This window comes from Pantoea sp. PNT03 (assembly GCF_014852515.1).
Taxonomy (GTDB): Bacteria; Pseudomonadota; Gammaproteobacteria; order Enterobacterales; family Enterobacteriaceae; genus Pantoea; species Pantoea leporis.
On the sequence record NZ_JACVBT010000001.1, the window covers coordinates 838,551 to 865,482 of the forward strand.

Annotated in this window: 27 protein-coding genes; 11 read left to right on the top strand and 16 right to left on the bottom strand. The window is 56.7% G+C overall.

From position 1 onward, the window contains the following. Complete coding sequence (locus IB226_RS03985) at positions 1–237, bottom strand: DUF1656 domain-containing protein (protein WP_008110284.1); 237 nt, start codon at positions 235–237, stop codon at positions 1–3. Positions 238–388: 151 nt separating this feature from the next. On the opposite strand from IB226_RS03985, the gene slyA reads away from it, so the two are divergent. Then, on the top strand, positions 389–826 hold the full coding sequence (gene slyA / locus IB226_RS03990; RefSeq protein ID WP_007892783.1) for a transcriptional regulator SlyA: 438 nt from the start codon (positions 389–391) through the stop codon (positions 824–826). 40 nt (positions 827–866) lie between these two features. On the opposite strand, the gene slyB is transcribed toward slyA, so the two are convergent. Continuing rightward, positions 867–1,334 (bottom strand): outer membrane lipoprotein SlyB, encoded by a 468-nt coding sequence (gene slyB / locus IB226_RS03995; protein WP_008110282.1) that lies wholly within the window; start codon positions 1,332–1,334, stop codon positions 867–869. Between the two features lie 275 nt (positions 1,335–1,609). Here slyB and anmK point away from each other — a divergent pair, with 275 nt between their 5' ends. The 5 genes from anmK (at position 1,610) to pdxY (ending at position 6,078) form a co-directional block, all read left to right on the top strand. Continuing rightward, positions 1,610–2,731, top strand: a complete 1,122-nt coding sequence (anmK, locus tag IB226_RS04000; protein WP_192233669.1) for an anhydro-N-acetylmuramic acid kinase — start codon at positions 1,610–1,612, stop codon at positions 2,729–2,731. A 9-nt stretch (positions 2,732–2,740) separates the two neighbouring features. Then, the gene (locus tag IB226_RS04005; RefSeq protein WP_110866045.1) at positions 2,741–3,070 is read left to right on the top strand and encodes an MliC family protein; all 330 of its coding nucleotides are present in this window, start codon (positions 2,741–2,743) and stop codon (positions 3,068–3,070) included. Positions 3,071–3,090: 20 nt separating this feature from the next. Beyond that, positions 3,091–3,747, top strand: coding sequence for a pyridoxamine 5'-phosphate oxidase (pdxH, locus tag IB226_RS04010; RefSeq protein ID WP_101764536.1), 657 nt, complete (start codon positions 3,091–3,093; stop codon positions 3,745–3,747). Positions 3,748–3,886: 139 nt separating this feature from the next. Then, positions 3,887–5,161 (top strand): tyrosine--tRNA ligase, encoded by a 1,275-nt coding sequence (gene tyrS / locus IB226_RS04015; RefSeq protein ID WP_008110275.1) that lies wholly within the window; start codon positions 3,887–3,889, stop codon positions 5,159–5,161. 56 nt (positions 5,162–5,217) lie between these two features. Then, positions 5,218–6,078 carry a pyridoxal kinase PdxY gene (gene pdxY, locus IB226_RS04020; RefSeq protein ID WP_192233671.1) on the top strand — a complete coding sequence of 287 codons (861 nt, stop codon included), beginning with the start codon at positions 5,218–5,220 and terminating at the stop codon, positions 6,076–6,078. A 113-nt stretch (positions 6,079–6,191) separates the two neighbouring features. On the opposite strand, the gene gstA is transcribed toward pdxY, so the two are convergent. The 3 genes from gstA to dtpA all read right to left on the bottom strand — a co-directional run bounded on the left by gstA (position 6,192) and on the right by dtpA (position 9,431). Next, a complete protein-coding gene (gstA, locus tag IB226_RS04025; protein ID WP_192234504.1) occupies positions 6,192–6,797 on the bottom strand; it encodes a glutathione transferase GstA in 606 nt (201 codons plus the stop codon). 99 nt (positions 6,798–6,896) lie between these two features. Further along, the gene (locus tag IB226_RS04030) at positions 6,897–7,778 is read right to left on the bottom strand and encodes a LysR family transcriptional regulator (RefSeq protein ID WP_110866047.1); all 882 of its coding nucleotides are present in this window, start codon (positions 7,776–7,778) and stop codon (positions 6,897–6,899) included. Positions 7,779–7,925: 147 nt separating this feature from the next. Continuing rightward, positions 7,926–9,431 carry a dipeptide/tripeptide permease DtpA gene (gene dtpA / locus IB226_RS04035; protein ID WP_192233673.1) on the bottom strand — a complete coding sequence of 502 codons (1,506 nt, stop codon included), beginning with the start codon at positions 9,429–9,431 and terminating at the stop codon, positions 7,926–7,928. A gap of 653 nt (positions 9,432–10,084) precedes the next feature. Between dtpA and IB226_RS04040 the strand changes: the two genes are divergently transcribed. Further along, positions 10,085–10,774 (top strand): CTP synthase, encoded by a 690-nt coding sequence (locus tag IB226_RS04040; protein WP_192233675.1) that lies wholly within the window; start codon positions 10,085–10,087, stop codon positions 10,772–10,774. A gap of 142 nt (positions 10,775–10,916) precedes the next feature. Here IB226_RS04040 and nth read toward each other — a convergent pair whose 3' ends face one another. The 9 genes from nth to ydgT form a co-directional block, all read right to left on the bottom strand. After that, entirely contained in the window at positions 10,917–11,552 is a 636-nt protein-coding gene (gene nth, locus IB226_RS04045) for an endonuclease III (RefSeq protein ID WP_192233677.1), read from the bottom strand. Continuing rightward, entirely contained in the window at positions 11,549–12,250 is a 702-nt protein-coding gene (locus IB226_RS04050) for an electron transport complex subunit E (protein WP_008110261.1), read from the bottom strand. Before IB226_RS04050 ends, nth begins: the two co-directional genes overlap by 4 nt. Then, positions 12,243–12,878, bottom strand: coding sequence for an electron transport complex subunit RsxG (gene rsxG / locus IB226_RS04055; RefSeq protein ID WP_101764528.1), 636 nt, complete (start codon positions 12,876–12,878; stop codon positions 12,243–12,245). Before rsxG ends, IB226_RS04050 begins: the two co-directional genes overlap by 8 nt. Positions 12,879–12,880: 2 nt before the next feature. Then, the gene (rsxD, locus tag IB226_RS04060) at positions 12,881–13,939 is read right to left on the bottom strand and encodes an electron transport complex subunit RsxD (RefSeq protein ID WP_110866051.1); all 1,059 of its coding nucleotides are present in this window, start codon (positions 13,937–13,939) and stop codon (positions 12,881–12,883) included. Continuing rightward, the gene (gene rsxC / locus IB226_RS04065; protein WP_192233679.1) at positions 13,940–16,141 is read right to left on the bottom strand and encodes an electron transport complex subunit RsxC; all 2,202 of its coding nucleotides are present in this window, start codon (positions 16,139–16,141) and stop codon (positions 13,940–13,942) included. Further along, on the bottom strand, positions 16,134–16,712 hold the full coding sequence (gene rsxB, locus IB226_RS04070; RefSeq protein WP_110866053.1) for an electron transport complex subunit RsxB: 579 nt from the start codon (positions 16,710–16,712) through the stop codon (positions 16,134–16,136). The genes rsxC and rsxB overlap by 8 nt, the downstream gene beginning before the upstream one ends. Beyond that, positions 16,712–17,293 carry an electron transport complex subunit RsxA gene (rsxA, locus tag IB226_RS04075; RefSeq protein WP_101764524.1) on the bottom strand — a complete coding sequence of 194 codons (582 nt, stop codon included), beginning with the start codon at positions 17,291–17,293 and terminating at the stop codon, positions 16,712–16,714. Before rsxA ends, rsxB begins: the two co-directional genes overlap by 1 nt. Before the next feature lie 123 nt (positions 17,294–17,416). Continuing rightward, positions 17,417–17,860 carry a DUF2569 domain-containing protein gene (locus IB226_RS04080; RefSeq protein ID WP_101764523.1) on the bottom strand — a complete coding sequence of 148 codons (444 nt, stop codon included), beginning with the start codon at positions 17,858–17,860 and terminating at the stop codon, positions 17,417–17,419. Between the two features lie 110 nt (positions 17,861–17,970). Beyond that, positions 17,971–18,186, bottom strand: coding sequence for a transcription modulator YdgT (ydgT, locus tag IB226_RS04085; RefSeq protein WP_167391211.1), 216 nt, complete (start codon positions 18,184–18,186; stop codon positions 17,971–17,973). A gap of 674 nt (positions 18,187–18,860) precedes the next feature. Between ydgT and ytfQ the strand changes: the two genes are divergently transcribed. From ytfQ to yjfF, 4 genes are read left to right on the top strand one after another with little or no spacing between them, the layout of a single operon-like run. Beyond that, a complete protein-coding gene (ytfQ, locus tag IB226_RS04090) occupies positions 18,861–19,817 on the top strand; it encodes a galactofuranose ABC transporter, galactofuranose-binding protein YtfQ (protein WP_008110249.1) in 957 nt (318 codons plus the stop codon). Positions 19,818–19,873: 56 nt separating this feature from the next. Then, positions 19,874–21,394, top strand: a complete 1,521-nt coding sequence (locus IB226_RS04095) for a sugar ABC transporter ATP-binding protein (RefSeq protein ID WP_192233681.1) — start codon at positions 19,874–19,876, stop codon at positions 21,392–21,394. Further along, positions 21,387–22,403, top strand: coding sequence for a galactofuranose ABC transporter, ATP-binding protein YtfT (gene ytfT, locus IB226_RS04100; protein ID WP_101764519.1), 1,017 nt, complete (start codon positions 21,387–21,389; stop codon positions 22,401–22,403). Before IB226_RS04095 ends, ytfT begins: the two co-directional genes overlap by 8 nt. Beyond that, positions 22,400–23,386, top strand: a complete 987-nt coding sequence (yjfF, locus tag IB226_RS04105; protein ID WP_101764518.1) for a galactofuranose ABC transporter, permease protein YjfF — start codon at positions 22,400–22,402, stop codon at positions 23,384–23,386. Before ytfT ends, yjfF begins: the two co-directional genes overlap by 4 nt. A gap of 302 nt (positions 23,387–23,688) precedes the next feature. Here yjfF and araA read toward each other — a convergent pair whose 3' ends face one another. Both araA and IB226_RS04115 read right to left on the bottom strand, forming a co-directional pair. Then, on the bottom strand, positions 23,689–25,191 hold the full coding sequence (gene araA / locus IB226_RS04110; RefSeq protein ID WP_192233683.1) for an L-arabinose isomerase: 1,503 nt from the start codon (positions 25,189–25,191) through the stop codon (positions 23,689–23,691). Between the two features lie 12 nt (positions 25,192–25,203). Continuing rightward, the gene (locus IB226_RS04115) at positions 25,204–26,889 is read right to left on the bottom strand and encodes a ribulokinase (protein ID WP_192233685.1); all 1,686 of its coding nucleotides are present in this window, start codon (positions 26,887–26,889) and stop codon (positions 25,204–25,206) included. Positions 26,890–26,932 lie beyond the last annotated feature (43 nt).

Here is a 26,932-nt window from a genome sequence, read left to right on the forward strand (position 1 = left end):
TTATCCGAGGCTCAGTAACCACAATGCGCCAGCGACGCACAGTACAAACAGGGAAAGGTCCATCAAGGTGGGATGCCAGACATCGCCAGAGTAGATCCAGCCGCGTATCAGCGGGTGAATCAACAACCAGAAAAAGAAACCGAGTAACACCGCTTTAAACAGCGGCGGAAAAAACAGCGACGCACCGAACACCAGGTCGGTAAGCGGGGCGCTGGGGGAAAAGGCGGTTAGGGACACGTGTCATCATCCTTTTTGACCGGGAATCATCTAAATAGCGCGTAGACGGCAAGCGTATATGCAGGCCTGGTATTTGTAATTTGCCAGGTAAACTCGCAGAATAGTGTAAAATCTGGCTTAATAGCTAGCAAGCTAATTATAAGGAGATGCAATGGATACGCCCTTGGGAACCGATCTGTCTCGTCTGGTGCGCATTTGGCGCGCGTTAATCGATCAGCGTTTAAAACCGCTTGAGTTGACACAAACACACTGGGTGACGCTACACAATATTCATCAACTCCCGCCAGAGCAGTCTCAAATTCAGCTGGCCAAAGCGATCGGCATTGAGCAGCCTTCACTGGTGCGCACGCTGGATCAGCTGGAAGAGAAAGGATTGATCACCCGCGCGACCTGCGCCAACGATCGTCGCGCCAAGCGCATCAAGTTGACCAAGCAGGCTGAGCCGATTATCGAGCAGGTTGAGAATGTGATTGATGCCACGCGCGATGACATTCTTTCCGGCATCAGCCTGGAGGAGATCAATCAGATGGTGACGCTGATTGCGCGGCTGGAAAAAAACATTCTTGAGTTTCATAACCGCGAGAAATAAAAAAACCGACGCCAGGCGTCGGTTTTTTTTATCTGTTCGCTTAACGTGGCGAAACGGTAACCTGGCTGCCGTTTGACGCCATCACGACGCGCTGGCCAACCGAGTAACGGGTGGCAGCTTGCTTCTGCACCACCATGATGGTGTTGCCATCATCCTTGCGGATTTCCAGCTCGACACCGTCAGATTTGTTGACCGCACCCTGAACGCCCTGACCGGCTACGCCACCGAGTACCGCACCGCCAGCGGTTGCCAGACTGCGACCGCTGCCGCCGCCAATGGTGTTACCGAGGAAACCGCCCAGTACTGCACCACCAATTGCGCCAATCACGTTGTTTTCATCGCCGCCCTGGATTTTCACCGGACGAACAGAAACCAGCGTGCCATAGGAAACACTTTGTACTTGTTTAGCTTCGCTGGCGCTGTAAACGTCACCGGAAAGGGTGCTGTCGTTGGCACAACCTGCCAGAGTTAAGCCGGTCAACGCCACGGCTACAAAACGCTTAATCATCAGAACGCTCCTTAATGCAAAAAAACGCCATGTTTCTCATCCTGTACTGCACAGAGTATAAGACAGAAAACTGGCAAATGACGCTAAGTCCGTATAAAACGCGGCTGGGGCGAAGCATAGACCATCGTCCCTCAACAAAAATTCAATTACCCAACGAAAATATTGCTGAGCTGGAATGCACTGTGCAGTGACGCTGAAAAGCGGAATTTTATCATAGAATTAGACCCGGTAATTTGCCAGGCTTAAGCCAGACGATGTTAAGGGAGTGAACCGCTATGAAATCAGGACGCTATATTGGCGTGATGTCCGGCACCAGCCTTGATGGCGTGGACGTGGTACTGGCGGCCATTGATGGTCAAATGGTGGCGCAGCAGGCCAGCTATTGTCATCCCATCCCGCAGGAATTGCGCCAGCAGGTGCTGGCCATTTGTCAGGGGCAAACCTTGACGCTGTCGCAGCTCGGGCAGCTGGATACGCGGCTGGGCAAGCTGTTCGCCGAGGCAGTTTTAACCTTGATGCACCAGCAGTCGCTGGAGGCCAGCGACATTATGGCGATTGGCTGCCACGGACAAACGGTGTGGCATGAGCCGCAAAGTGATGCGCCGAATACACTGCAAATTGGCGATAACAACCAGATCGCGGCGGCAACCGGCGTCACGGTGATTGGGGATTTTCGTCGCCGCGACATGGCGCTCGGCGGGCAGGGCGCGCCGCTGGTGCCGGCTTTCCATCAGGCGCTGTTAATGGACAGCGCTGAGCGCCGCATGGTGCTGAACATCGGCGGCATCGCTAATCTGTCACTGCTGATCCCCGGCCAGCCGGTACGCGGTTTTGATACCGGGCCGGGCAATATGCTGATCGATGCGTGGATTTGGCGCAACAAAGGTTTGCCTTACGACAAAGATGCCGCCTGGGCGCGCAGCGGACAGGTGGTTCCAGCGCTGCTGGAGTTGATGCTCAGCGATCCGTGGTTTGCACTGCCGCCGCCAAAAAGCACCGGGCGCGAATATTTCAATCTCAGCTGGATCGAGCAGCAGCTGCAGCGTTTCCCGGCGCTGGCACCACAGGATGTACAGGCTACGCTGACTGAGCTGACGGCGTTAACCATTGCGCAGCAGGTGCAGCTCAACGACGGTTGCGATCGTCTGTTGGTCTGCGGCGGAGGCAGCCGAAATCCACTGCTGATGGCGCGGCTGGCCACGCATCTGTCGGGAACGGAAGTCGGTACCACCGACGAAGCGGGCATCAGCGGTGATGATATGGAAGCGCTGGCCTTTGCGTGGCTGGCGTTTCGCACATTAAATGGGTTACCGGGCAACCTGCCGGCGGTAACGGGCGCGCGGGACATGAGCGTATTGGGCGCAATTTACCCCGCCAATCCCCGACTTGGTCGTTAAGAGGTAAAAATGAAAAACATAATGATGATACTGAGCAGCGTGGCGCTATTAAGTGGCTGCGGCATGATGCATAAGCAGGAAGAGGCACCGCAACAGCTGCGCTATCAGTGCGGCACTTTGCCGCTGACGGTTACTCAGGATAACGCGAAGCAGCAGGTGAGCTTTATTCTGGATGGTAAGCCCCTGACGCTGGCACAAACGGTGTCGGCCTCTGGCGCGCGCTACAGCGACGGCACTTACGTCTTCTGGTCAAAAGGCAATGGCGCTTTTGTTGAACGTAATAACAAAATCGTGATTAATGATTGTGAATTGCAGAACGCGGATACCTCCGTTCAGTAAACGTGAGAAAGAGAAACAGCATGAGCGACAGTGACAGCTTGCAACATATTGCCCATCTGCGTCGTGAATACACCCGCGGCGGGCTGCGACGTAAAGATCTGCCCGATAACCCTTTGGCGCTGTTTGAGCAGTGGCTGCAGCAGGCCTGCACCGCGCAGTTGCCGGATCCGACGGCAATGACGGTCGCCACCGTTGACAGCAGCGGCCAACCTTATCAGCGCATTGTGCTGCTGAAGCATTACGATGAGCAAGGCATGGTGTTCTATACCAATCTCGGCAGCCGCAAGGCGCTGCAGCTGGCAGAGAATCCGCGTATTTCGCTGCACTTTCCATGGCACTTCCTTGAGCGTCAGGTGATGGTGCTGGGCGAAGTGGAAAAACTGTCGCCGCTGGAGGTGCTGAAGTACTTCAGCAGCCGCCCGCGTGATAGCCAGATTGGCGCATGGGTGTCGAAGCAATCAAGCCGCATCTCGGCGCGCGGCGTGCTGGAAGGCAAGTTCCTCGAACTCAAACAGAAATTCCAGCAGGGCGACGTGCCGCTGCCGAGTTTCTGGGGCGGCTACCGTGTCAGATTCCACACCGTGGAGTTCTGGCAGGGCGGCGAACATCGTCTGCACGATCGCTTCCTCTACCAGCGTAATGACAATGGCTGGTCGATTGACCGTTTAGCCCCGTAAAACTGCGTTTTATCCCCTTTCAACGCTGGCGCAGTTGGCGTCAGCGCTTTATGCTATAGCCCTCTTTTTTTTCGTCTCCGCACGTCAGCGGAAAGCTGTGTACCAGCCTAGGTGCAGTCTGATCAATTTGGAGTCAGTGATGACCAGCAGTAACCTGATACAACAATTGCAAGAAAGGGGCTTAGTCGCCCAGGTAACGGATGAAGAAGCGTTAGCAGAGCGACTGGCGCAAGGGCCAATTGCACTCTATTGCGGCTTCGATCCTACCGCTGATAGCTTGCATTTGGGCCATCTGGTGCCGCTGCTCTGCCTGAAACGTTTTCAGGATGCCGGACACAAGCCGGTCGCGCTGGTGGGTGGTGCCACCGGTCTGATTGGCGATCCCAGCTTTAAAGCAGCAGAACGTAAACTTAACACCGCTGAAACCGTTGGCGAGTGGGTGGATAAGATCCGCAACCAGGTCGCGCCTTTCCTCAGCTTCGATTGCGGCGACAACAGCGCGATTGCCGCGAACAACTACGACTGGTTTGGCGGCATGAACGTGCTGACCTTCCTGCGCGACATCGGTAAGCACTTCTCAGTGAATCAGATGATCAACCGCGAAGCGGTGAAACAGCGTCTGAACCGCGAAGATCAGGGCATCTCTTACACCGAGTTCTCCTACAACCTGCTGCAGGGTTATGACTTTGCGGAGCTGAACAAGCGTCACGATGTGGTGCTACAGATTGGCGGTTCCGATCAGTGGGGCAACATCACCTCCGGTATCGATCTGACGCGTCGTCTGCATCAGCAGCAGGCGTGGGGCTTGACCGTACCGCTGATCACCAAGTCTGACGGTACCAAGTTCGGTAAAACCGAAGGTGGCGCAGTGTGGCTGGATGCGAAGAAAACCAGTCCATACAAGTTCTACCAGTTCTGGATCAACACTGCGGATGCCGACGTATATCGCTTCCTGAAGTTCTTCACCTTCATGAGCATTGAAGAGATCAATGCGCTGGAAGAAGAAGACAAAAACAGCGGCACAGCGCCACGCGCGCAATACGTGCTGGCTGAGCAGGTGACGCGTCTGGTGCACGGCGAAAGCGGCTTAACTGCGGCAAAACGCATCACCGAGAGCCTGTTCTCCGGCAGCCTGAGCGCGATGACCGAAGCGGACTTCGAGCAACTAGCGCAGGACGGCATGCCAACCATCACGCTGACGGCAGAAGACGATTTGCAGCAGGCGCTGGTGGCGGCTGAGCTGGTGCCATCACGCGGCCAGGCGCGCACCATGATCGGTTCTAACGCGGTATCGCTGAATGGCGAAAAACAGTCAGATGCGGAGTACCGTTTCAGCGACAGCGATAAACTGTTTGGACGTTTCACGTTGTTGCGTCGCGGTAAAAAACATTACTGCCTGATTAACTGGCAGTAAGCGTTCAGGGCCGGCTTCCGGCCCTTTTTTATGGCAAGACAGCAGTACAGGGCAAAATGAAAAATATTCTCGCAATTCAATCTCACGTTGTTTACGGACACGCCGGTAACAGCGCTGCCGAATTCCCGATGCGCCGCATGGGCGCAAACGTTTGGCCGCTGAATACCGTGCAATTTTCTAATCACACCCAATATGGACACTGGACCGGCACCGTAATGCCCGCCACGCATTTGACCGACATCGTTAAAGGCATTGCGGCAGTTGACCGCCTGAAAACCTGTGATGCGGTGCTAAGTGGCTATTTGGGATCGGCGGAGCAGGGCGAACAGATTCTGGAGATCGTGCGTCTGGTGAAGGAAGCCAATCCGCATGCGTGGTTCTTCTGCGATCCGGTGATGGGCCATCCGGAGAAAGGCTGCATCGTGGCGCCGGGCGTGGCGGAGTTTCACTGTAAAATGGCGTTGCCCGCCAGTGACATCATCGCCCCAAACCTGCTGGAGCTGGAGATGCTCAGCGGCCATGAAGTGGCCAACGTCGAGCAAGCGGTGGTTGCGGCACGAGAACTGATTAGCAAAGGCCCGAAAGTGGTGCTGGTGAAACATCTGGCGCGTGCCGGACGTCGTAGCGATCGTTTTGAGATGCTGCTGGTGACCGCCGATGAGTGCTGGCACATCAGCCGTCCGCTGGTGGACTTTGGCGTGCGTCAGCCGGTTGGCGTGGGCGATCTCACCAGCGGTCTGCTGCTGGTCGATCTGCTGCAAGGCAAGTCGCTGCAGGATGCGCTCGAGCACATCACCGCGGCGGTTTATGAAGTGATGCTGAAAACCCACGAAATGGGCGAGTACGAATTGCAGTTGGTGGCCGCGCAGGATGCGATTGCCAAGCCGACACAGCATTTCGCCGCTGAAAAGCTGTAAATTCCCCGTGAGGTGCGCAGTCCTGCGCACCTGCCATTCAGCTCACCATGAATGACGATCCAACGATCTGGGGCGTACGCACTGATAGCGACCCGACGAAGAATAGCGCCGGATCAAACCAAACCTTCCGCCTTCAATGCCGCTTGCACCGCTGGGCGCTCTGCAACCCGATTAAACCAGGCTTCCAGCGCATCCAGCCCCGCTAAATCCAGCTTGATGGCTTTAGCCCAGCGCGTCACCACGAACAGATACACATCGGCAACGGTAAAGCGTAATCCCAGCAGCCACTGTTTATCCTGCAACGCCTCATTCACCTGCTGATACTTTTTCTCCAGCTGCGCACGGGCAATGGTTTTGTACTCTTCCGGCGTATCCGGACGGAACAGCGGGCTAAAACTTTTGTGCAGTTCGCTGCTGACAAAACTCAACCACTCCAGCGTGTGATAGCGCGTCAGGCTGCCGGTCGGTGCCAGCAGGTGGCGATCCGGCTTAAGATCCGCCAGATATTGTACAATCGCCACGCCTTCGGTCAGGATGCTGCCATCGTCAAACTGCAGCGCCGGCACTTGTCCTTTCGGGTTAATCTGCCAATAATCTTCTCCCTGCTCGGTCACTTTCTTCTGCAGGTCCACGTTCACCTGGGTGAAGTCGAGCCCGCATTCCAGCGCGACAATATGCGGTGATAGCGAACAGGCACCGGGCTTACAATAGAGTTTCATCATGGCTTCTCCTTGAATGTTGTGGTGATCAAAGCAGCATAAGTCTGCCAGGGATATTTACCCGTGACTGCGATCAGGAATTGCGGTCACCGTTCAGGTTTATTCAGCAAAGCATGGCAGTAACGGCAGCTTTTCGAGCGCAAAATCCCAAAATTGCCGCACTTTAGGCGTCATATTCTTCACACGCTGGGTCACTAACTGCACCGGAAGCGGCGCGGGTTCCCATTCTGGCAGCAAGCGCAGCAGTTTCCCGCTGTGGATATCGTCAAGAACCTGATACGACAGCAGCCGTCCGATGCCGTGTGCGCTGCGTAGCGCTTCCAGCTGGCTCTCCACGTCATTAACCCTCAGACGCGGCGTGATGCGCACGCGCAGGTCGTGAGCGAAGCGCCACTCGCGCGTATGGCGCAAGCTCGTCACTAAAGCATGTTGAGTCAGTTCAGTGGGATGAACAGGCGTGCCAGCCTGTTGCAGATAGTCGGGGCTGGCAACCAGCGTTGAACGCACAGTGCCAACCTGACGCGCCACCATCGAAGAGTCCTGCAGTGCACCAATGCGGAGCGCGATATCGAGGCCGTTTTCGATCAGGTCCTGATAGCTGTCGCTGAGCACCACTTCAATCTGCATCTCCGCATGCTGTTGCAGGAAGGCATTCACCAGGGGCATGACGTGGCGACGACCAAACTGCACCGGCGCGGTTAAACGCAGCAAGCCATGCAGGCCGCTGTGGTGAGCGCTGTCGATGGCGCGCTGATAATCGCTCAGCACGCGCTGTGCCTGCTCAAACAGCTGCCAGCCAGCTTCGGTGGGTGCCAGCTGGCGCGTGGTGCGTTCAATCAAAGTGGTGGCGAGGCGGGCTTCAAGGGTGTTGAGGGTGCGCGTGATCACCGGTGGCGATCGCTGTAACAAACGTGCGGCACCGGCCAAACTGCCTTGCTGGATAACCGCGACAAATACCTCAAGCTCATCAAACCTGTCCATGCTTATTCCACTCAGATTAACAGTGAGCCGACATCATGAAGTTAAGCGAGCAAAAAGCGAAGTGTGGGTAGCAGAAATCGTTAAAGGAAATGTGAATGGCGGCGAAATAGTCGGTAGAAAAAAGCCGGGACATGCCCGGCTTTCTGCTTACTGATTGGCGCTGGCGCGTTTCAGTTCAGTTTGACTATCATCCTGCGTCATGCGGTTCAGCAGTGGCGCGGTGATTAACATCAGCAGGGCGATCACGCCGGTGGCGATACCAATCTGCTGGAACACATGGCTGTAGACCGCCAGTGACGTGTGTGGATCGGTCACATCATTCGGCACCGCCATCAGGTTCGCGACTTTACCGGCAATCATTGCTGCACCCGCGGTGGTCAGGAACCACGAACCCATGATGAAGCCCATTAAACGCTGTGGTACCAGCTGTGCCACCATTGCCAGGCCCAGACCGGAAATCATCAGCTCACCAATGCTCTGCAGCGCATAGCTAAGGATCAGCCAGTTCACTGAGACGATACCGGCTTCGTTGGCAAATTTGGCACCAAACGGCAGCACCAGGAAGGCCGCTGAACACAGCACCATACCGAAGGCGAATTTGTGTGGCATCGGCATTTTATCGCCAAGCTTGTTGTACACCGCGGCCAGAATCGGGCTTGCCAGCATAATCCAGAACGGGTTCAGCGCCTGGAACTGCTCCGGCTCAAAGGTGATGCCGAGAATCGCGTGCTCAACGTTGCGGATAGCGAAGAAGTTAAGTGAGGTCGGCATCTGCATGTAGAGCACGAAGAACACAATCGCTTCAACCATCAGCAGGAAGGCCACGATCATCTTACGACGTGCTGCCCCCTTCAGCGCCAAGGCTTCTTTAGCGAAGATCACCACGATACCTGCGGCGATGACGCCCAGCGTCATACGTGCGATGCTCTGGTGATGCAGCAGCCAGGCCGCCAGCGCAATCAGTGCTACCACGCCAATCAGCGTCATCAGCAGTTTACCCATCTGCAGCGGGGCAAAATCCGGCTTGGATCCGTAGTTTTTCACTACACGCTGGAAGAACAGGAAGTTCAGCAGCGTGATCACCAGACCGACAACCGACAGCGAGAACGCGGCGCCCCAGCCATATTTCGCGGCCAGCCACGGCGTCAGCATCATCGAGAACAGCGAACCGATGTTGATCGACATGTAGAACATAGTGAAGGCACCGTCGAGGCGCGCGTCATCTTTCTCGTAGCAGGTCGACAGCAGGGAAGACGGGTTAGCTTTAAACAAACCGCTACCTACCGCGATAGTCGCCATGCCGATATACACCATCGAGGTGTCATGGCCGGAGAAGGCAATCAGTGCATAACCCAGCGCCAGCACCATTACGCCGAGCACGATGACGCGTTTGGTACCCAGCACTTTATCGCCGAGCCAGCCGCCGATGGCGACTAAACCATACACCAGCGCGCTAAACGAGGTGAACAGCGTAATGGAGTCCGCTTCGGACATGCCCAGCTGTTTAACCAGGTAAACCGCCATGATGGCTTGCAGGCCGTAGTAACCAAAACGTTCCCACAGCTCGATGGAGAAGATCAGATAAAACGCTTTCGGTTGCTTAAAAGCGTTGAGGCTTGGCGCCCCGTCAGTGTGTTTGTTTGCAGTTGACACGTATACCTCAGTTTTAACATAGCCTGTTTTGCGACAGGAATTAAGTCTGCGTCGGGCTGGGTAATCCCGCGCAACATTGTTATTAGAAAGGAAAAACGGCGACTAATTTGGCTGAATCAGTCCAACAGGGCAAGCATTTTCTGCACGCTGAAATACTTGCAATAGGTAGGGTTAATGCCGTTATACAAAGTTATAAATCAGTGTTAAATCTCGCTGGGTGGCATTATATCAGGATAAATAGGTGAAATGCAGATCGGGAAGATCATTTTCCTGATATAAACTGCTCAGGGCGGCTTTATCAGAATATAACGCTAAAGACCATAATTTATACAGAGATTATTATTGCCGGTGTGCGCATAATAAGCACAACAGCTTGATTGGTGAGCGTAATAAGCAGTCAAAAGATTCCAGAACGCTAATTAGTTGATCCTGCGCACAAAACCACGAATTAATTATCAGGGTAAAAGAAGAAAACGTTTGCGTAGCTGACATCTGGCGAAGATTAGCGCGGTCTGACACCTTATTTGGCAGATAAACAGGCGTCCATAAGCGCAATGCGTGGAAACGAAAGCCGCACAAATCGACGTTTAAAGGCGTTTAGACAGCGGGTTAACTTTGCTGTAACCTCCTTTTTTCCCTGAAAGGACGTAGTCATGATGAAGTCGATTCGTGTCGCCCTGATTGGCGATTACCGTGCTAATGCCGTTGCGCATCAGGCCATTCCTCCCGCTGTAAAACTCGCTGCAAAAACCCTTTCACTCAACGTCAGCGCCGACTGGATCGCCACGCCGGAACTCAATCAGCACAACCTCAATGATTACCAGGCGATTTGGCTGGTTCCGGGCAGTCCTTATCTCAATGATGCGGGCGTGTTTGCCACCCTTCGCTGGGCGCGGGAAAGCGGTAAGCCATTTTTGGGCTCGTGCGGCGGATTTCAGTACGCCATCGTTGAGTACGCGCGCAATGTGCTGGGCTGGGAAGATGCGGCGCATGCGGAAACCGATCCCAGCGGTCGCTGGGTGATTGCGCCACTGGCCTGTTCGCTGGTGGAACAGCGTGGCAGCGTGACCTTCCAGCCGGGTTCACGTATTGCTCGGGCTTACGGTGCGTTACAGAGCGATGAGGGTTATCACTGCAACTTTGGCGTCAACGCCGAGTTCAGCGCAGCGCTGGCGACGCAGAATCTGCAGATCACGTCATGGGATTTGGAAGGCGACGTGCGCGGCATTGAATTGACCGATCACCCGTTCTTTGTCGCCACCTTGTTCCAGTCCGAAAGGGCGGCGTTACAAAACCGGCTGTCGCCGCTGGTGGTCGCCTGGTTGCAGGCCGCCGCAGGTTAAATACGCAGCTTGTCTATGGCGTAATGCGTGTCAGTTAAGCCAGCAGCGAGTGCGCTGGCCGGGGCCCGCTATGAAGCTTTAGTGCGCGCAGTTGAAAAGGGCACATTTGCCGTGACGCAGCAGATGTGTCAGAGCCCGCGATTCAGAGTTCGGTTTTGGCGTCGAATTCACACAGATCTTCGATCAGACAGGATCCGCAACGCGGTTTGCGCGCCACGCAGGTATAGCGACCGTGCAGAATCAGCCAGTGATGGCAATCGACTTTAAACGCCGCCGGCACCACTTTCAGCAGCTTATCTTCCACTTCTTCCACATTCTTGCCCGGCGCAAAGCGGGTGCGATTGCTGACGCGGAAAATATGGGTATCAACAGCGATGGTCGGCCAGCCGAAAGCGGTATTCAATACCACGTTGGCGGTTTTACGCCCGACGCCCGGCAGCGCTTCCAGCGCCGCACGATCTTCCGGCACTTCGCCACCGTGCTGTTCCAGCAGAATGTGGCAGGTCTTGATGACGTTCTCCGCCTTGCTGTTAAACAGGCCGATGGTTTTGATGTACTCCTTCACGCCATCCACGCCCAGCGCCAGCATCGTTGCCGGGGTATTCGCCACCGGATAGAGCTTCGCGGTAGCTTTGTTGACGCTGACGTCGGTGGCTTGCGCGGAGAGTAATACCGCAATCAACAACTCAAACGGCGTGCTGAAGTTCAGTTCTGTGGTCGGATGCGGATTCTCATCACGCAGGCGCGTCAGGATCTGCGCGCGTTTCTCTTTATTCACACCGCTTTCCCGGTTGCGCCTTGCGGCTCCGCTTCAGGCGCTGCTGCACGGGTGGCCGCACGCTGTTTCATCTTCTGATCGATCAGGTATTTTGCCGCCAGCAGCATGCCAAGGCCGATAAACGCGCCCGGTGGCAGCATCGCCAGCAGCATCGGCGAATCAAAGTGCACCACTTCAATACGCAGCGCTTTGGCCCACGGCCCCAGCAGCTGATCCGCCCCGTTGAACAGCGTGCCGCTGCCAATCAGTTCACGAATCGATCCCAGCGTCACCATCGCGCAGGTTGCGCCCATGCCGATGGCAAAACCGTCCAGCGCCGAAAGCGGAATGCTGCTCTTTGAGGCGACCGCTTCGGCGCGACCCACCACAATGCAGTTGGTGACGATCAGCGGGATAAAGATGCCGAGCGACTGATACAAACCGTACGCATAGGCGTTGATCAGCATCTGCACGCAGCTCACCACTGAAGCGATGATCATCACGTAAATCGGAATACGGATTTCGGCCGGCACCCAACGACGCGAGGCGGAAATTGCGCTGTTGGTGATGGTCAGCACCAGCGTGGTCGCCAGGCCTAAACCGAGAGCGTTGGTCGCGGTTGAGGTCACCGCCAGCAGCGGACAGAGACCGAGCAGCTGCACCAGCGCGGAGTTATTTTTCCACAGGCCGCCGACCAGTAAATTTTTGGCTTCACTCATTTGCATCTCCACATTCAGGCAGCGAAGCAAGCTTCGCTGGCAGTGTTTCAATCAGCAGCGCGGTGCGCTTGGTGGCGTTGACCACCGCGCGTGGCGTAATGGTTGCGCCGGTAAATTGGTCGAATTCACCGCCGTCTTTTTTCACCGCAAAATTTTTGTCATCCGCGCCGTGGATCACTTTGCCATTGAAGCTGTTAATCCAGTCTGAAATACGCAGTTCGATTTTATCGCCGAGGCCCGGCGTTTCATGGTGCTCAACCACGCGCACGCCCAGCACTTTGCCGTGGAAATCGGCACCGACCAGCATCTGAATCGCCCCAGAATAGCCGTCTGGCGCGGTGGTCTCAAGCGCGGCGGCCACCGGCTGATCGCCTTTACGCGCTAAATAGAGATGGTGCGGGCGATCATTGCCCAGCGCCAGCGCATCGGTCACCAGATAACACTCTTGCTGGATGTGATTGTCGTACAGATCGGTCGGTACCACCTGATCTAACAGATTTTTCTGTTGTAGCGCTGTCTGATGCTCCACAGTCGGCTTGGTGACATAGTTAACCACCGCCGTCACGCCGGTGGTGATCACCGCAAAGGCCGCCAGCGTCACCGCATTTTTACGAATAGCTTCGATCATCTTCAATCCTTGCGATGGCCGTAAACGCGCGGCTGAGTGTAGTAATCAATCAGCGGCACACAAATATTGGCCAGCAATACCGCGAAGGCGACGCCGTCCGGATAGCCGCCAAAGCTGCGAATCAGCCACACCAGCAAACCAATCAGCGCGCCATAAACCAGGCGGCCGCGATTGGTGGTGGAGGCGGTCACCGGATCGGTAGCAATAAAGAACGCGCCGAGCATGGTGGCACCGGAGAACAGGTGAATCAGCGGTGAGTTAAGCGACTCCGGCGAGAACACCCAGCCCAGCGTGGCGCAGAACGCCAGCGAGACGAGGAAACTGACCGGAATGTGCCAGCGGATAGCATTCTTTGCCAGCAGCAGCGCGCCGCCCAGCAGATAACCGAGGTTAACCCACTGCCAGCCAACACCGGCTAACACGCCACTATAAATCGGCTCCGCAAGCAGCTGTTCGGCGCTGTGCCCAGCACGCAGGCCGGTTTTAAAGGTATCGAGCGGTGTCGCCTGGCTGACGCCATCAACGCCGAGCTGCAGCTGCTGCATGGTTTCACCGGCCAGCGTGTGGTGGGTGAAGATCATACTGAGCGAATCCAGCAGGCCGGGTTTGATCGCCTGCAGGCTATCGGGCGGCAGCCAGCTGGTCATCTGCACCGGGAAGGAGATCAGCAGCACCACGTAACCGACCATTGCTGGGTTAAACGGGTTTTGCCCCAAACCGCCGTACAGCTGTTTGGCGATGACGATGGCGAAAATGGTACCTAACACCACCAACCACCACGGCGCGAGCGGCGGCAGGCTGATGCCCAGCAGCAACGCGGTGAGCAGGGCAGAGTTATCGGATAAAGTCGGCAACACCGGCGTTTTACGCAGGCGCAGAATCGCCCCTTCGGTGGCCCACGCGGTGGCGGTGGCCAGCAAAACCTGAATTAAGAAACCGACGCCAAAGAAATACCATTGTGCGGCCATGCCCGGCAGCGCGGCAAACACCACCAGCAGCATGATATTGCCGGTGCTGCGGCGGTTGTGGGTATAGGGAGAACTTGCAATACGAAAAGCCATTTAATCCTCAGTCGTCGAAGGCTGCTGCTGCGCTTTACGCGCTTTGGCACGGGCGACCGCAGCGGCAATCGCCGCTTTGCGTGGGTCGGCGGAGTCAGGAGAGGCAGCAGCCTCCACTTCAGGTGATGTGGCTTCAGCCTGCTGCGCGGCAGCGGCGGCGGCTTTCTTCGCTTTGGCGCGCGCAATCGCCGCTTCAACGGCGGCCTTGCGCGGGTCAACTTCAGCAGCAGGTGCATCAGCTGACGGCTCGGCGGGTGCCGGTGCAGCGGGTTGTGCGGAAGCGGCGGCTTTTTTGGCTTTGGCGCGCGCAATCGCCGCTTCAACGGCGGCCTTGCGCGGATCGACTTCAGCAGCAGGCGCGACAGCTGGCGGCTCAGCGGGTGCGGGTTCTGCCGCAGCGGCAGCTTTTTTCGCTTTCGCACGCGCAATCGCCGCTTCAACCGCCGCTTTACGCGGATCGACTTCTGCCGCAGGCGCATCAGCTGGCGGCTCGGCAAGCGCGACGTCAGCCGCCGGTGCGCCCGCTTTCTTCGCTTTCGCACGGGCAATTGCCGCTTCCACCGCCGCTTTACGCGGATCGCCGGACTGACGACTCAGCGCCTGCGTTTCAGCTTGCTTCTCGGCCTGATGCGCTAAGGCTTGTGCATGACGCGCTTCGCGTTCCGCAGCATCCTGCTCCGGCGTTTTTTCCTGACGCGCTTTCACGCGTGCCACGGCGGCGTCGAGTTCACCCTGATCGCTACGCGCCACGCGCTGTTTAGCCTGTTCATGACGCGCTTCACGCGCCTGTTTTTCGCGTTCCAGGCGTGCCAGACGCGCTTCGAAACGCGCTTTCGCTTCGGCGGTACGTTTCGCTTCAAGATCGATGGCGCGCAGTTCGGCTTTTTCCTGGCGGTAATATTGCACCAGCGGAATGTTACTCGGGCAGACGTAAGCGCAGGCGCCGCACTCAATGCAGTCATCAATATTGTGCGCGCGTGCTTTTTCGTGATCGCCGCCCTGGCTGTACCAGAACAGCTGCTGCGGCAGCAGTTTCGCTGGGCAGGCATCCGCGCAGGCGCTGCAGCGGATACAGGATTGCTCTTGCTGATCGTGGCCCATTTCGCTGGCCGACGGCGCCAGAATACAGTTGGAGATTTTCACCAGCGGCACGTTCAGCGACGGCAGGGTAAAGCCCATTAGCGGACCGCCCATGATCACCATCTGGCGCGATCCCGGCGTAAAACCGGCATGCTGCAGCAGGTGGCTGATCGGCGTACCGAGCCGTCCCCAGACGTTGCGCGGGCGCGCCAGCGCTGCGCCGGTCAGCGTCACCACGCGTTCGGTGATCGGTTCGCCGTCTACGATGGCGCGTTTTACCGCCCACGCGGTGCCGACGTTTTGCATCAGCACACCGATATCGGTGGAACGTCCGCCGTGTGGCACTTCGAGGCCGGTGAGAATCTGCGTCAGCTGTTTCGCGCCGCCAGACGGATACTTGGTCGGAATCACGCGAATCTGTAATTCACGATCGCCGCCCAATGCCTGTTTCAGCGCGGCAATGGCTTCCGGTTTGTTATCTTCTATGCCGATCAGCACGCGTTCCGCCTGCAACACCCACGCCAGAATGCGGCAGCCTTCCAGCACTTCGGCAGCACAATCCCGCATTAAACGGTCATCGGCAGTGATGTACGGCTCGCACTCGGCGGCGTTGATGATCAGGGTTTTCACGCCGCGCAGGCCGCCGCGCAGTTTGGTGGCGGTCGGGAAGCCCGCGCCGCCTAATCCGGCGATGCCCGCATTGTGAATGCGTTTTACCGCTTCTTCACGCGACAGGGCGCGATAATCGGGCTGCGGATCGAGCGTGGTCCAGCGATCTTCGCCGTCGGCACGCAGGAAAATGCACAGCTCGGAGAGGCCAGAAGGATGCGCCGTCATGTGTGGCGCAATCTCTTCGATGGTGCCGGACGTCGGCGCGTGCACCGGCAGCATGCGTCCGCCGCCAAAGGTCAGCGGCTGGCCGCGCAGCACTTTGTCGCCGGGCGCCACGCAAATCTCGCCTTCATGGCCGATATGCTGTTTTAACGGAATGATAAAGCGCTCAGGCAGGGGTAACTGGCTCAGCGGCGTACCGTTGGACTGTGTTTTCATCTCAGGCGGATGGATGCCGCCCTGAAAATCCCACAGCTTCTCTTTGCGGAACAGGTTTAACAAATTAAGCATGGGTTTCTACCGGGATCACCCGTACAGGAATGGTGTCGAGATTCCACTTCCAGTTGGCCGTGGTGGTGGCAACCGGGCGCATCTCAATGCAATCGGTCGGGCAAGGCGCAACGCAGAGATCGCAGCCGGTGCAGACATCGCTCAGCACGGTGTGCATGGCGCGCGTGGCACCCACGATGGCGTCCACCGGGCAAGCCTGAATACATTTGGTGCAGCCGATGCAATTCTCTTCATCGATCCAGGCCACGGTACGTATCGGCTCCAGCACGTCTGCGCCGCCGTCGAGCGGTTGCGGTTCAACGTTGAGCAGCGCGGCCAGCTTGAGCATGGTCTGCTCGCCGCCGGGCGCGCACTTATTGATCGCTTCACCGTTGTTACCCACCGCATCGGCATACGGGCGGCAGCCGGGATAGCCGCACTGACCACACTGGCTCTGCGGCAAAATCTCATCGATCTGCTCAACAATCGGATCTTCTTCCACCTCGAAGCGACGTGAGGCGTAACCCAGCAGGGCACCAAACACCAGGCCCAATGCAGCCAGCGCGATAATCGCAATCCAAATCGCGGTCATTAGAATTTCACCAGCCCGGTAAAGCCCATAAAGGCCAGCGCCATCAGACCAGCGGTGATCAGCGCAATCGAGTTACCTTTAAACGGCGCGGGAACATTCGCCAGTACCAGACGCTCGCGCATGCCGGCGAACAGCACCATCACCAGCGAGAAGCCGAGTGACGCACTGAAGCCATACAGCGCCGCCTGCAGGAAGGTGTGATTGAGGTTAACGCTCAATAATGGCACGCCCAGCACCGCACAGTTGGTGGTGATCAGCGGCAGGAAGATACCCAGCAGGCGATAGAGCGACGGACTGGTTTTACGCACCACCATTTCGGTGAACTGCACCACAACAGCAATCACCAGGATATAGGCGAGGGTGCGCAGATAGACCAGATCAAGCGGCACCAGAATCAGGTGATTCACCAGCCAGGCGCAGATCGCCGCCAGCGTGATCACGAAAGTGGTGGCAAGTCCCATGCCAATGGCCGTTTCCAGTTTTTTTGACACGCCCATAAATGGGCAAAGGCCGAGGAATTTGACCAACACAAAGTTGTTCACCAGCACTGTGCCAACAAAGAGAAGTAAGTAATCGGTCATTTTTTAACCTGGGAAGCCGAAAGGCGTCTATTATCCGGAATTGAGAGGTGCATCTCAACCTTCAACGGGTTTGTGTGAGCATTGAGAGCACTCAGAATTAAATTGCTGACGAAACTCACGTCATTATGGCTGGATAAACGTCTGTTTTACGCGCTGAGAGCGTTTGAAATAGGGCACAAACACCGCAGCCGCCAGCAGCGACAGCAGTAAAGTCTGAATCGCTTTGCCATCGGCCACCGGCGTGAAGGCAAAGGTTTTTAACGCCAGCAAGATGGTCATCAGCAGCCACAGAATGTAATGGCGCGGTAAGCGACGCGAACGTTTACAGAAAATCCAGCACACCCAAATGCTATACGCCCATACCACCGCAGCAGTCAGCAGCGAGATCGACCATTGCGTCAGCAAAGTGCCGCCGTGTGAGAACAGCGTCGTGCGTAATTCGGGTTTAAACAGCGGGCTCAGATACATTGCCACCACCAGCGCACTGGTCAGCATGGTCATAATCAGCCACGCCAGCGGCAGCAGTAGCCAGCCAGCAATACGTGGCGGGTTCACCAGTTGGGTCATCGACAAGATCCTGTTTGCAGAGAAGAGGGCGATGCAGAGCGTATCATGTCCAAACGGGGCACGCCCGACCTGGACAACGCAAGAGCGCAGATAGAGAGGGGATAAATCAATTAGATCACGTAACGCCAGACGGTTTTCGGCACGCGGCCCATATCGAACAGACGTCCGCCAGAGACCAGTTCAGCACGTCGATGGTCGGCGGCGCGATACATATTGATGATCTCTTTATCATCAGTCAGCGAATAATTCAGATGGTCGTAGAGTTTTTCCAGACTATCGAGATTATTCACTTTGCGGAATTTCAGCAGGTAATCTAATGCAGTCATGATTGCCATTTAAATATAAAGTACTTGGAAGTGCCCAAGTATAGGGAGCACGCGGCGAGAGTCCATACGCGACTCATAAAAAAATACAAAATTCAGACAACATGCGCTAATTCGCTCATGAAACGACACTTTTTTGCCTTTTACGCGTTTTAAACGCGCATATAAAGTACGATTTAAGGCAAATTCAGGCCGGTATTTAGCGGGCTTGTGAGAAAATCTCACGCTATTAACGCATGATTGGAAAGCCGTTATTTCTCCGTCTCTATAATAGGTATTTGCGATCGTGCTGCGAATGAATCCGCTGTTTATTCCGCTCTGGTCGGCAAATTAATGCACACGCCGTGAAACCGGCACTCACATTCTGTGCGAGCAGTCACAAAACCAATAATTGATTGTCGCTGCAGACAATAACCATTCTTTACGCGCCCGCTGTAATCGTTTCCAGAAGTGAGAAGCATAACCGATTCTGTTTATTACATTTATTTAACGCCCTCCGCAATAATTAGCAGGCATTTTGTCCATAATGCCACGATCTATAAAGCATTGCCTGTTCACGTAACTCCTTTAATTCACTCTGATTTGTGAAGTATGTCGCGCTTGTTTACGCGCTTTTCAGCCAGGCTTAATTCGCGTTTTGTACCCCTACAACACACTCCCTTCAGAGGAATGAAATTATGTGGAAACGTTTACTCTTGACCGCCATGGTGAGCTCGGCACTGAGTACGTCGGTGTTGGCTGCTGATATGACGGTGGGCTTCTCACAGGTTGGGTCGGAATCTGGCTGGCGTTCAGCAGAAACCAATGTGGCAAAAAGTGAAGCGCAAAAGCGCGGTATCACGCTGAAAATCGCCGATGGCCAGCAGAAACAAGAGAACCAAATCAAAGCGGTGCGCTCGTTCATCGCGCAGGGCGTTGATGCCATTTTCATTGCGCCGGTGGTGCAAACGGGATGGGAACCGGTGCTGGAAGAAGCCAAAGACGCCAAAATCCCGGTGTTCTTACTCGATCGCGCCATCGTGGTGAAAGACAAATCGCTGTACATGGCGGTGGTCACTGCGGACAACGTGCTGGAAGGCAAGTTGATTGGCGACTGGCTGGTGAAAACGGTCGCGGACAAAAAATGTAACGTCGTCGAGTTGCAAGGTACCGTCGGCGCCAGCGTGGCGATTGACCGTAAGAAAGGCTTCGCCGAAGCCATCGCCGGCCACGACAATATCAAAGTGATTCGCTCGCAGTCCGGTGACTTTACCCGCAGTAAAGGTAAAGAGGTAATGGAGAGCTTTATCAAGGCGGAAAACAACGGCAAGAACATCTGCATGGTTTACGCGCATAACGATGATATGGCGATCGGTGCGATTCAGGCGATTAAAGAAGCTGGCCTCAAGCCAGGCAAAGATATCCTGACCGGTTCGATTGATGGCGTGCCCGATATCTATAAAGCGATGCTGGCCGGTGAAGCCAATGCCAACGTGGAGCTGACGCCTAATATGGCCGGTCCGGCATTCGACGCGCTGGAGAAATTCAAGAAAGACGGCACGATGCCGCCGAAAATCATCAAAACAGAATCGAAACTGTATCTGCCGGACTCCGCACAGGCGCAGCTCGATACCAAAAAAGGCATGGGTTACTGATCCCCGCAACCGCCCTTCGGGGCGGTTTTTGATGACGTAAGGCGAGGTAGAACCTGATGAGCACCTCCGATGAAACCGCACTGCTGACCATTAGCGGCGTCAGCAAAGGCTTTCCCGGCGTGAAGGCGCTGGATAATGTCTCGTTCAGCATCCGCAAGGGCGAGATCATGGCGTTGCTGGGCGAAAACGGCGCGGGCAAATCCACGCTGATTAAAGTCCTGACAGGCGTGTATACCCGCGATGCCGGCACGGTAACCCTGAACGGCAAGGCGATTACGCCGCACAACACCGCCGATGCACAGGAGATGGGCATTGGCACGGTTTATCAGGAAGTGAATCTGCTGCCGAATATGTCGGTGGCGGATAATTTGTACATTGGCCGCGAGCCGCGTCGCTTCGGCATGATTGATCGCAAGCGCATGGTGCGCGACGCCGATGCGCTGATGCGCAACTACGGCTTTGTACTCGACGTAACGCGTCCGCTGGGGCATTACTCGGTGGCGATGCAGCAGATCATTGCGATTTGCCGCGCGGTCGATCTCTCCGCGCAGGTGCTGATCCTTGATGAACCGACCGCCAGCCTCGATGCCAATGAAGTCGAAATGCTGTTTACCTTGATGGCGCAGCTAAAAGCCAAAGGGATGAGCCTGATTTTTGTTACCCATTTTCTCGACCAGGTTTACCGCATTACCGATCGCATCACCGTGCTGCGTAACGGCCAGTTTATTGCCACGCGCGATACCGCCACACTGCCGCAGATTGAACTGATCAAGCTGATGCTGGGACGCGAGCTGCTGGAAACCGCTTTGCAGCGTCAGGGCAGCACGCTGCGCAGCAATCAGCCGGTGGTGTCGTTTGAAAATTACGGCAAGAAGGGCACCATTGAACCGTTCAACCTGCAGGTACGTCCGGGTGAAGTGGTGGGACTGGCCGGACTGCTCGGTTCAGGCCGTACCGAAACCGCCGAAGTGCTGTTTGGCATTCGCCGGGCCGATCGCGGCACCGCGACCATCAAGGGCAAAGTGCAGAACATCCGCACGCCCGCCAAGGCTTCGCGCCTCGGTATGGGTTTCTGTCCGGAAGATCGTAAAACCGACGGCATCATTGGTGGCGCATCGGTGCGCGAAAATATCATTCTGGCGCTGCAGGCGCAGCGCGGCTGGCTGCGACCGATCAAGCGTCGTGAGCAGCAGGAGATCGCCGAGCGCTTTATCAAGAGTCTCGGCATTCGCACGCCGCATGCCGAACAGCCGGTTGAGCTGTTGTCCGGCGGCAATCAGCAGAAGGTGCTGCTGTCGCGCTGGCTGGTGACCAAACCGCAATTTCTGATCCTCGACGAGCCAACGCGCGGCATCGATGTCGGTGCGCACGCCGAAATCATTCGCTTAATTGAAACCCTGTGCGCCGACGGATTGGCGCTACTGGTTATCTCCTCTGAACTCGAAGAACTGGTGGGCTATGCCGATCGCGTGTTGATCATGCGCGATTTGAAGCAGGTGGCCGAAATCCCGCTGGAGCAGCTGTCGGTGGCCGCGATCGTCAACGCCATCGCCGATGGAGGAGCACAACATGCTTGAATCCCCTATGACACATGACAAACCCGAACGGCGTAAGCCGAAGCTGCCGCCTGGCATGCCGCAGATTGTGGCGCTGATTCTGGTGCTGCTGGTGGATAGCCTGGTGGCGAATAACTTTTTTGCCATTCACATTCAGGATGGCCGTTTGTTCGGCAGCCCGATTGATATCCTCAATCGCGCCGCGCCGGTGGCGCTGCTGGCGATTGGCATGACGCTGGTGATTGCCACCGGCGGCATCGATCTGTCGGTGGGCGCGGTGATGGCGATTGCCGGCGCAACGGCGGCGACCTTGACGGTGGCGGGGCATAGTTTGCCGTTCATCATTCTGGCGACGCTTGGTACCGGCCTGGCCTGCGGTTTATGGAATGGCATTTTGGTGGCGCTACTAAAAATTCAGCCGTTTGTCGCCACTTTGATTTTGATGGTGGCGGGACGCGGCGTGGCGCAGCTGATTACACAGGGCCAAATCGTTACCTTCAACAGCGATAGCCTGGCGTGGTTTGGTAGCGGTTCGCTGTGGCTGCTGCCGGTGCCGGTATGGATTACGCTGCTGGTGGCGCTCGTGGTGTGGCTGCTGACGCGCAAAACCGCGCTCGGACTGTTTATCGAAGCGGTCGGTATCAACCTGCGCGCGGCGCGCAATGCCGGTGTGAATGGCTGGCTGGTGGTGATGTCGACCTATGTGATTAGCGGCATGTGCGCGGCGGTGGCGGGCATGATCGTCGCTGCGGATATTCGCGGTGCCGATGCTAATAATGCCGGTTTGTGGCTGGAGCTGGATGCCATTCTGGCGGTGGTGATTGGCGGTGCTTCGCTGATGGGCGGGCGCTTCAATCTGGTGCTGTCACTGATTGGCGCGTTGATTATTCAGTCGATGAATACCGGTATTTTGCTGTCCGGCTTCCAGCCTGAACTCAATCAGGTGGTGAAAGCGGTGGTGGTGATGTGCGTATTGCTGCTGCAGTCGCCACGCTTTATTGCCATGTTGAAACGGAGACGCCCGAAATGATGAAACGTCATCTGCCCTTGATGATCACGCTGCTGGTGTTTGTGGCGGGTTATCTGTTTTGCCTGAGCCAATTTCCCGGCTTCGCTTCAACGCGCGTGATCTGCAATATCCTCACCGATAACGCTTTCCTCGGCATTATCGCCGTGGGGATGACGTTCGTGATTTTGTCCGGCGGGATTGATCTGTCGGTGGGCGCGGTGATTGCCTTTAGCGGCGTGTTCCTGGCACGGGTGATTGGTGATTATCATCTCGATCCGCTTCTGGCGTTTGCGCTGGTGCTGGCGATGGGCGCGCTGTTTGGCGCGATGATGGGCTGGCTGATCGATGCGCTGAAAATCCCGGCGTTTATCATTACGCTGGCGGGGATGTTTTTCCTGCGCGGCTGCAGCTATCTGGTGTCGGAGAATTCGATTCCTATCGATCATCCGCTCTATACCACGCTGTCGAGTCTGGCGTGGAAGATCCCTGGCGGCGGACGCCTGAGTTTGCTGGCGCTGATTATGCTGGTGGTGGTACTCGGCGGGATTATTCTGGCGCACCGTACGCGCTTTGGTAATCAGGTGTATGCGATTGGCGGCAGCCTGACTTCGGCGCAGCTGATGGGCGTGTCAACGCGCGCGACCACCATCAGGATTTATATGTTGTCGACCACGCTGGCGACATTAGCGGGCATTGTGTTCTCCATTTATACCTCGGCAGGCTATGCGCTAGCGGGATTGGGTGTGGAACTGGACGCGATTGCCTCGGTGGTGATTGGCGGCACCTTGTTGTCTGGCGGCGTGGGCACGGTGTTGGGCACGCTGTTCGGCGTGTTGATTCAGGGATTGATTCAGACGTGGATTAACTTCGACGGCACCTTGAGTTCATGGTGGACCAAGATCGCCATCGGCATTCTGCTGTTTGCATTTATCGCGCTGCAACGCCTGCTCACCGTGATGTGGGATCGCCAGCAGAACGCACCTGTTAAGCGTTTGACCTCCTAACTTCTTCACCCGCCTTTCCCTCACCCCAACCCTCTCCCGCGCGCGGGAGAGGGAGCCGACGGTGCAGCGATAAGCAGCACTCTTTCCTGAAGCAAAAGCATACGTTGAGTTCGGAGTGACAGCGTTTATAAAAAGGCTCCTTCTCCCGCCGCGGGAGAGGGAGCCGCCGGTGCAGCGATAAGCAGCACTCTTTCCTGAAGCAAAAGCAGACGTTGAGTTCGGAGTGACAGCGTTTATAAAACGGTTCCTTCTCCCGCTTGCGGGAGAAGGTTAGGATGAGGGGAATATCGCAGAGGACGAAATCAACGTGCCAGGCGGTAATACGCCTCATTCCAGCGCAGCGCATCTTTAAATGCCGGTAAGCGCGTCTCCTCATCAATCACCAGCACTTCAATGCCATTCAGCTCGCCGTACAGATACATATCATCCAGATCCAGCGCCTGGCTGAACACCGTGTGGTGCGCGCCGCCGGCCAGAATCCAGGCTTCTGATGCGGTGGCCAGCGACGGCTGGGCACGCCACAGCGCACGGGCCACCGGCAATTTTGGCAGCGGTTTGGGCTGTTCGATCGCATCCACCACATTCACCAGCAAACGGAAACGATCGCCCAGATCGATGACGCTGGCATTCACCGCGCGTCCGGCCGGCGTGGAGAAGATCATGCGCGCCGGATCGGCTTTGTCGCCAATGCCGAGGAACTGCACATCAATCAGCGGCTTCTCCTCTTTGGCGATGGACGGGCACACTTCCAGCATGTGCGAGCCCAGCACCAAATCATTGCCCGGTGAGAAGTGATAGGTGTAATCCTCCATAAAGGAAGTACCGCCCGCGCGTGTGCCTGCCTGGATCTTGAGAATGTGCAGCAGCGCGGCGGTTTTCCAGTCGCCTTCACCGGCAAACCCATAGCCCTGGCCCATCAAGCGCTGCACCGCCAAACCGGGCAGTTGCGTCATGCCGTGCAAAGTCTGAAAGTTGGTGGTGAAGGCTTTGCAGCCCTCGGCTTCGAGGAAACGTTTCAGACCCAGCTCAATGCGTGCCGCATCCAGTACGTTTTGACGTTTGTCCCCATTGACGGCGGCGGCATCGGTGAAGCGATATTGGCTTTCGTATTCATCGATTAGCGCGTTGACGTCGCCATCGCTGACGCTATTCACCACCTCGACCAAATCGCCCACGCCCCAGCCATTCACGGAGTAACCAAACTGAATCTGCGCCGCGACTTTATCGCCTTCGGTCACCGCCACTTCGCGCATGTTGTCGCCGAAGCGCGCCACTTTCAGCTGCTGACTGGCCTGTTTTGCCAGCGCGGCATTGATCCAGCGTCCGATGCGCTGCTGGCTGGCTTTATCCTGCCAGTGACCGGTCACCACGCTGTGTTGCAAACCCATGCGCGCGCCGATAAAGCCGAACTCGCGGCCGCCGTGCGCGGTCTGGTTAAGGTTCATAAAGTCCATATCCATGCTGTCCCACGGAATCTCCGCGTTGAACTGGGTATGGAATTGCAGCAGCGGCTTATTCAGGATGCTCAGGCCACCAATCCACATCTTGGCCGGCGAGAAGGTGTGCAGCCAGGTAATGATGCCGACACACTGATTATCGTGGTTAGCGTCGCGGCACAATGCCAGCGCTTCGTCTGGTGATTTCACCAGCGGCTTCAGCACCAGCGACACCGGCAAGGTGCCGGCCTGATTAAATCCGTCCATTACCTGGCGAGCGTGCTGTTCTACCTGACGCAAGGTTTCCGCGCCGTAAAGGTGCTGCGTACCAATAACAAACCACACCTGTTGTACGTTGTGCTGTTCCATTAAATCTCTCCTTTACTGAGCGGATGCGGTGCGCGCAGCGTACTGCGGTTCAGCAGCCTGGCACCAGTTTTGATAACGTTGATAAAGTTGCTGATAAACCACCACGCGCTCGGCGTTGGGTTGCAGCGTCACATCAATCGGACTGGCCATCACCTGCTGGGCGGCAGGCACATCGGCATACACGCCCGCAGCCACGGCGGCAAAAATGGCCGCGCCGAGCGCACAGCATTCGTCAGAGGCGACGATATCCAGCGGACGGTTCATGACGTCGCAGCACGCCTGCATGATGGCGGGGGATTTGCGGGCGATGCCGCCGAGCGTCAGGATGCTCTGCACTGGAATCTGCTGCTGTTCGAAACACTCCATAATGGCGCGTGCGCCAAACGCGGTGGCGGCGATCAGGCCACCAAACAGCGCGGGCGCATCGGTGCCGAGATTGAGATCGGTGATCACGCCTTTTAAGCGCTGATTGGCGTCTGGCGTGCGGCGGCCGTTGAACCAGTCAAGCACCACCGGCAGATGATCGAGTTGCGGATTGGCCGCCCAGGCTTCGGTGAGATTGCGGATCAGATCTTTTTGCAGCGCGGCTAACTGCGGTTGCAGCTCCGGATGGTGCTGCGCCGCCTGCTGCAGTGGCCAGCCGAGCAGGCGGCTGAACCAGGCATAAATATCGCCAAACGCCGATTGGCCGGCTTCGCAGCCTATCGCGCCCGGCACCACGCTGCCATCCACCTGGCCGCAGATGCCTTTGATCGCGCGGTCGCCAACGGTGTCGCTGTCGGCAATCAGAATGTCGCAGGTTGAGGTGCCAATCACTTTCACCAGCGTATAAGGCTGCGCACCGGCACCAACCGCGCCCATGTGGCAGTCAAACGCGCCGCCCGAAAGAATCACCTGTTGCGATAAGCCGAGGCGCTGCGCCCATTCGCTGCTGAGCGTGCCCACCGGCACATCGGCGGTCCAGGTGTCTGCGAATAAGGGGGAATCGAGCTGCTCGACCAACAGAGGATCGAGCGCGCGGAAGAAGTCAGCCGGCGGCAAACCTTGCCACTCCGGATGCCACAGTGATTTGTGCCCGGCGGCACAGCGTCCACGACGCAGCTGCGCGGGTGCGGTAGTGCCGCTGAGGAGCGCGGGCACCCAATCGCACAGTTCCACCCAAGACACTGCCGCTTCACGTACCGCAGCATCGGCGCGTGACACGTGCAGTATCTTGGCCCAGAACCACTCCGACGAATAGACGCCGCCAATATAGCGGGTGTAATCGTTGAAACGACCGCTACGACACAGCTGATTGATCTCTTCGGCTTCTTCAATCGCAGTGTGATCTTTCCACAGCACGAACATCGCATTGGGGTTGGTGGCGAATTCCGGGCGCAGCGCCAGCACGTTGCCATCACGATCGATAGGCGCAGGCGTCGAGCCGGTGGAATCCACGCCAATCCCCACTACGGCGGCGCGCTGTTCAGGCGTTAAGGCGTTAACCACGGTGACAATCGCCTGCTCTAACGCATCGATATAGTCCTGCGGATGGTGACGAAAGCGGTTGGCGTGCGCATCGCAAAATTCGCCGTTGGCCCAGCTTGCATAGTTGACCACCGCTTTTTCCAGCTCTTTACCACTGTGACAGTCCACGGCCAGCGCACGCACCGAGTCACTGCCAAAATCCAGCCCAATTGTTATGGCGCCAGCACCCATTGGGATTCTCCTGTGTGAGTTATCTGGCTCTATCCTGGAATGG